6 protein-coding genes are annotated in these 6,800 nt (G+C 43.1%); 2 read left to right on the top strand and 4 right to left on the bottom strand.

Translation table 11 applies throughout. The annotated features are described in order from the left end of the window. Nucleotides 1-365: 365 nt before the first annotated feature. Together F6J94_RS27625 and F6J94_RS27620 are read left to right on the top strand one after the other, a co-directional pair. Nucleotides 366-2,894, top strand: a complete 2,529-nt coding sequence (locus tag F6J94_RS27625) for a serine/threonine-protein kinase (protein WP_293046206.1) — start codon at nt 366-368, stop codon at nt 2,892-2,894. Nucleotides 2,895-3,142: 248 nt separating this feature from the next. Continuing rightward, a complete protein-coding gene (locus tag F6J94_RS27620) occupies nt 3,143-3,316 on the top strand; it encodes a hypothetical protein (RefSeq protein ID WP_293046204.1) in 174 nt (57 codons plus the stop codon). Here F6J94_RS27620 and F6J94_RS27615 read toward each other — a convergent pair. From F6J94_RS27615 to folK, 4 genes are all read right to left on the bottom strand, one after another. After that, entirely contained in the window at nt 3,313-4,086 is a 774-nt protein-coding gene (locus F6J94_RS27615; protein ID WP_293046209.1) for a DUF1350 family protein, read from the bottom strand. The genes F6J94_RS27620 and F6J94_RS27615 overlap by 4 nt on opposite strands. Nucleotides 4,087-4,186: 100 nt before the next feature. Beyond that, a complete protein-coding gene (locus F6J94_RS27610) occupies nt 4,187-5,284 on the bottom strand; it encodes an RNA-guided endonuclease TnpB family protein (protein WP_293046202.1) in 1,098 nt (365 codons plus the stop codon). 260 nt (nt 5,285-5,544) lie between these two features. Beyond that, a complete protein-coding gene (gene hisG / locus F6J94_RS27605) occupies nt 5,545-6,204 on the bottom strand; it encodes an ATP phosphoribosyltransferase (RefSeq protein ID WP_293021974.1) in 660 nt (219 codons plus the stop codon). A gap of 214 nt (nt 6,205-6,418) precedes the next feature. Continuing rightward, a partial coding sequence (gene folK / locus F6J94_RS27600) for a 2-amino-4-hydroxy-6-hydroxymethyldihydropteridine diphosphokinase (protein WP_293046199.1) occupies nt 6,419-6,800 on the bottom strand: 382 nt, incomplete at its 5' end.

The following is a 6,800-nucleotide window of genomic DNA, read 5'->3' as shown; positions in this document are numbered from 1 at the left end:
TAGGGAGTAGGGAGTAGGGAGTGTGGGGAGATGGGGAGATGGGGAGATGGGGAGATAAAATTTATGTGTAGCCGTAATTTCCAAAATTGGTATTAGCCATTAGCCATTAGCCATTAGTCATTAGTCATTGCCGATTAATAATTACCGATTACCCAACCTTTACAATACCAATGCTCCCGGACATGATATTACGCAGTGAATCTAGTTAATAACGCACCCTACTATTTATAGAGTTTGGTTTCAGTTTGCCGTAAGTCTTGTTTAAATTATTCCTTAACCAACTTTTTAAACAGGCTTGAATAATCTTTATGCAGCTAATAAATTTGCTTCGATACTATAGATAATAAACGATTAAAATAATCAAAATGTTTATTAAAACTAGGGGGTGGTTCGGGAAGATTATTCCTTCCCATACACCAACTCAGTATACAGATATTTCTACAAATAAAGATACATCATCACAGCATAACACTCGGTTAAATCCAGCTAGATTAGGTTTTCTACTAGCTGTTTTTTTTCCCCTATTCGGAGCAATTTCAACGGCTCGGGATTGGGAGGGAGTGCAACGGATGGAAAGACAAACCCAAGCTTGGTTTTTCCAACTTAGGGGTCCGGTGACTCCCCCAGACAATATAGTGATTTTGGCAATTGATCAGGAGTCTCTAAATTTAAATCAATCCTATTATAATGATGAGTCTCAAGCACTAACTGATTTAGAACTTATCAAGAGCTGGCCTTGGAAACGAGCTGCTTATGCTACAGCCATTGAGCGGCTGATGGCTGCCGGAGCTAGGTCTGTCGCCCTCAGTATTGTGTTAGATAGTCCCAGTAGTTACGGCCAGGCAGATGATCAACGGTTGAGAGAGGTGCTGGAAAACTATGGCGAAAGGGTTACTCTGGCCGCTATGTATGAGACTTACGAAACTGTTGAAGGTGAGACTATCAAGCTAGTTAAGCCAAATTCTTTGTTTGAGACACCCCAGTTATCTGTAGGTTCTATTAATTATCCCATTGAGCCGGATGGCAGAATCTATCGTCTAGCCAATCAGTTTCCCAAAGTTTGGGCTAAGAATAATCCAGAATTGGCAGAAACATCTGATCAGCTGATGTTTACAGTACCTTCCTTTAATGAGGCTACCTTGGCCAAAAGGCCACGCTACGCGAAGGCAGCTGCTCAGGAATCAGGACTGAAGACGAAGCCCAAACCAGAGAATATTTTCTTCTACGGTTCGGATGCATTTACATCTATTCCCTTCTGGTATGTCTTAGATGATAATCGCTGGCACACTCGCCTAGACGATGGTAAGTCTTTCCAAGACAAGATTGTTTTAATTGGACCAACTGCTAGCTCATTACCAGATTTTCATCGGACTCCTGTGTCCGACAGAATGGCTGGGGTAGAAATCAATGCTAATGCGATCGCAACACTACTCGAAGGTCATGCCATTGTCCAAGCAATTCCCAATCCTATCCACAGAGGAGTGTTGATATTTTTGGGGGTTAATGTCGTAAGGTACTTATTCAGTCGGATTAAGCGATGGCAAGTTTGCCTAGGCTGGACAGTGCTCGGGGTAATCACTTGGGGAGGAATCAGTTATCTATTTTTCGTGTATGAGGGGCTAATTTTACCTACAGCAGTGCCTTTAGTTAGCATGACTCTCAGTGGTATTTTCTGTAGCGCTATGGGAGCAATTCAAGACCTGAAGAACAAACAGCAACTACGCCAAACTCTTAAACATTACGTTTCTGCGCCCATTGTCCAAGAAATTATCTCTGGACAGGATGATTTAAGGAATTTGCTGGAGGAGAGGGAACAGGAACTATTAGCGACTAAGTTAAGTGGACGCTATCAAATCATCAAACGACTTAGTGCCGGAGGATTTGGCGAAACCTTTATTGCTGAAGACACCCAGCGACCGGGAAATCCGACCTGTGTGGTCAAGCAGCTCAAACCTGCTAGCAATAATCCTCAACACTGGCAACTGGCTCGACGGTTATTTCAAACGGAAGCAGAAATTCTGGAAAAGTTGGGCAAACATCACCAAATCCCTGAGCTGTTAGCCTATTTTGATGAAAATCAAGAATTTTATCTAGTTGAAGAGTTCATTAATGGTCATCCTCTCAGCAATGAGTTACTACCGAAACCTCTTCCTGAAGCCAACGTCATTGGGATAGTGGTAGATATTCTACAGGCATTGCAGTTTGTCCATAGTCACAGTGTGATTCACCGAGATATTAAACCTGATAATCTAATTCGGCGCAAATCAGATCAGAAGCTGGTGCTAATTGACTTTGGCGCTGTTAAAGAAATTACTAATCAATTGCATCCAAGACGAAATTTGACTAAGTTCACGGTGGGCATTGGTACTAAAGGTTATATGCCTAATGAACAAGCTGTGGGTAGTCCAAGATTTAACAGTGATATTTATGCCACAGGTATGATTGCTGTGCGATCGCTTACTGGCATACCTCCTAGCAAATTACCCACAGATCCCATAACTGGAGAAGTAATTTGGCTCGATAAGGCACAGGTCAGTCCTGAATTAGCTACAGTGGTCAACAAAATGGTGCGCTATAGCTTCCGAAGTCGCTATCAGTCGGCTCAGGAAGTATTAGAAGCACTGAAACCTTTAACCAAAACCTTGCCAAGATTCTCGTTTAGTAGCCCTGAGTCATCGGTAGCGCTACAATCTCAGGCTTCCACCTTGCCAGAACCAGAGGAAACCATGGTCGATAGTGACTTTTCAAGTTCACAGAAAACTGTTCCGTTGTCAGAATCTACCACAGTGCTAGAGGAGGAAACCATGCCCGATAGTGATTGTTCCAGTTCACAGAAAACTGTTCCGTTGTCGGAATCTACCACAGTGCTAGAGTCTGACGAAACCTTATCCTAGTGATTAGTCATTCAATAGGGCAGTTGAATTTTGAGTATCTACTTTCAAGATTCAACCTACCCTACACCGAACGCCAAAGGCGAACAACATTTTAGAATGTAGAATGTAGAATGCAGAATGTAGAATTCTGCATTTTGACAGACAACCTACCCTACACCGAACGCCAAAGGCGAACAACCTGCTAACCTTCAACCTACTAACCTTGGCCAAAAGGCCACGCTACGCGAACAACCTTCAACCTACTAACCTTGGCCAAAAGGCCACGCTACGCGAACAACCTTCAACCTACTAACTTTCAACCTACTAACCTTCAACCTACTAACTTTCAACCTGCTAACCTTGGCCAAAAGGCCACGCGTGCGCGTTCAACTTTCAACCTGCTAACCTTGGCCAAAAGGCCACGCGTGCGCGTTCAACCTTAAGCCACTGCTAGAGGATTTAACCATCGCAAAATTTCCCGTTGCAACCGATTTAAATCGCGATAGACTTCTTGCTTGACCCACTGACCTACGGCATCCAATGGGGTAAAAACTGCCCCTGGGTTTAAGGTCACATCTTGCCCTAAAGGTGTTAAATGATTTCCTGGTATCCGCTGTAGCACAACCATATTTGGAAAACGTTTCTGTAAGGCTTGGGTCAAGCTAATACTTTGGTCAATCTCGTCATCAGTGAATTTAATCAGTAAATTACGCTGGATTTGATAGCGTTGAGTAATCAGATAGTTAGTTTCTTGGGGTGAGGGCGTAAACTCGACCTGAAAGACAGGATTGAGGTTTAACTGTTCCACAAAGGGGATAGCACGGTCAGCGGAATAGTTGTTATAGGAAATCAAGATATTACCAGCTCGCTCTACACTGAAGAGGCTGCCAATCAACAAATGCAGTTTGCACCCCATGCTGTGGCCGATACCATAGATGGGTAGATACCGTTTCCTTAAAACATTGGTTACCTGTAAGCGATTTAGAGTAGTCTCGAAGCGATTGAGTACATCTCGTGCGATCGCAATATGGTCGAGGGTATTCACAAACGGTGTCGCAATCACTGCATACCTTTGAGCTGCTAATTTTTCCAGTAACAATCGGTAAGTTACGTGGGGTGCTGTAGCAATAAACGCCCCACCCAGGAAATGGATAATCCCGGTGGGACGATTGGGGATTAAAACCCAGTTACCAGATATCTCTTGCCAGTCCATGCTATACTGCTCTGTAAAACTGATATAACGCGGTATAATTAGCACGTTAACGTTTACTTCCTGCTTCCCACCCAAAAGTGGGTTGCGTGAGGGGTCGGCCCTACTCACTAACACAGGCTATCACCGAGAAGCCCTCGGCTACATGCTCTAAATTCACACTTGCGTTGTAATCCCTGTCCTTGACTGCACCGCAAGCGAAGCAGCTAAAAACTCGTTGTTTTAGTGGCATTTCTTGAATGTGACCACAACTAGAACAGGTTTTAGAGGATGGAAAAAACCGATCGGCAAAGACTAATTGTGAAGCGTACCACTCGGACTTATATTCCAGTTGGCTACGAATCTCATAGAAGGCAGAATCAGCAATAGCACCGGCTAACTTGTGGTTTTTCAACATACCGGAAACATTCAAGTCCTCTAAGCCGATGACAGCGTGGTTCTTGCTCAGCCAGGATGTTAGTTTATGGATGGCATCTTTCCGGATGTTAGTGACTCTTTGATGGGCTTTTGCTAGCTTCAGTTGAGTTTTATATCTGTTTTTAGAACCGATCTGTCTTCTAGATAATTCTCGTTGAAGTCGAGCTAGTTTTTTCTTAGCCCTTTTGTCGGCTCTGGGATTAGGAAAAACTGTTCCATCTGAGCAAGTGGCTAGGACTTTAACTCCGACATCAACACCTAGGTTTTCTCTAGATTTAACCGTAGGTTCCGGTTCAAACTCGTAAGCTACAGAGATATACCAGGAATCAGCAACTCGACTAATTGTGACTCGCTTAGTCTTGATTTCTGGTAAAGGTTCATAAGTGCTAACCCACCCAATAAACGGAAGTTTTAATCTTCTCCCTGAAAAGGTCATAACTTGGCCACAATTATCAATAGTGAAGCGATCATTTCTGCCTTTCTTCTTGAATCTAGGATACTTGGCTTTCCCTTGAAAAAAGCGGTTAAATGCTTCTGATAAGTGCCTGAATGCAAACTGATAAACCCTTGAACTTAAGGTATATTGCCAGGAATAGTTAGGCTTGACGTGATTGGTATAGAACTTTTTGAGCTTGTTAGTTGAAAGTTTTAGTCCCTCTTTATAAGCCTCGTTCCACATGCCTAACGCCCAATTCCAAATCCATCTTGAATAACCGGCGTGTTGAGCCATCAAGGTTTTCTGTTTGTTATTCAGTTTTAACTTGGTTTTGAAGGCTCTGAGCATAATTCGGGATCATTCTTTTCTCCGTTGTCGAGATGGTGTTTTAATCCCTTGGATAATTCCTGGATTTTCCCATCTAGCTAAAGTCCTGACTTTAACGCCTAGCAACTCAGCGGCTTCAAAGGGGTTTAATCTACTTGCTCAGCTGAGTGACCTTGACAACCTAATTATATTAGCGTGTTGTACCGTAAAATGTCAACTAAGTTTTTACTCTACTTGCGAGGGTGGGTTAGTCACACACCCTACTAACTAAAGAATCATAACTAACTCACTAAAGATTCAGCACTGACCTTAGTCAATTCTCGAATCTGCTCAATCAAATTGTTCATACCATCAATATCGAGGCGATAACTGATGGGATGGGCAATCAGTCTTGCTGTACTCTCATACAAAATGTCAATTTCAATCAAGCCATTCTCTTTTAAGGTACGACCTGTGGACACCAAATCCACAATTGCCTCCGACATCCCGGTAATCGGACCAAGTTCAACAGAACCGTAGAGCGGGATAATTTCCACTGGCAAATCCAGGTTATTGAAATATTCCCGAGCACAGTGAACAAACTTGGAGGCTACGCGACCATGAGCTGGCAAATCCAAAGGGCTTAGATAAGAGCTAGCGGCACGAACTGCCAATGACATCCGACAATAACCAAAGTGTAAGTCACCTAAGGTAGCCACTGCCGGGGTTTTTTCCCGTAGCACATCGTAACCAACTATCCCCAACTGAGCTTGACCATATTCCACGTAAACCGGTACATCTTGAGCTCGTACCAGTAGAGCTTGAGCCGTTTGACTGGGGTCTTGAATCTGGAGTTGGCGGTTGGAGGAGTCTAGGAAGGCACTAAAGTCTAAGCCAACGGATTGCAGTAGCTTGATGCTGTCTTTTAGGAGTGCGCCTTTGGGTAATGCGATGGTAATCATATGGGGAGCTTCGGGAGCTTTGGCAGGGGGTCAATTAGTTCACTGATCAGATCAACTATACCTGTAGAAGCTCAATTATAGAAGCCCGTGCTACTCAAATTATCACCAACCCGATCATGTCCTTAGGTGCGCTCTTACCATTAAGAATTAAATTCGCCACGGGTCGCACCTGTTGAATACTTATGATTCCGGGGGGTTTGTCATTAGCTATTTGTTAAACCTTTAAATCAGGAATCAGCTCTAGCACAGTTTTTTTAATGAAATCCCGCTGATAAAAGTCAGGATCAACAATCCTTCGATTCCAGACCACAATGTCTAAATCTATACAGCGCGGTCCATTTTTATTGGATTGCTTCACCCGCCCTTGGTCAATTTCGACTTGTTTAAGTTTTTGACGAAAGGTCTCAAAACAGTCTTCTGTATGAATTAAAAAGGCACCATTTAGAAAATCAGGTTGCTCAGTAAAGCCTAGGGGTTCTGTTATGTAAAAGCGAGATTCATTAACAAAATTATCAGTTTTTGATAAATTATATTTGGCTAATTTTACATTTTCATGAGGTTTAATATTAGAGCCAACACTTACTACCACTTCATAG

Origin of the sequence: Moorena sp. SIO1F2, assembly GCF_010672755.1 — a bacterium.
GTDB lineage: Bacteria > Cyanobacteriota > Cyanobacteriia > Cyanobacteriales > Coleofasciculaceae > Moorena.
The sequence above is the reverse complement of the archived record's forward strand: the minus strand, read 5'-3'. Positions and strand labels throughout refer to the sequence as shown.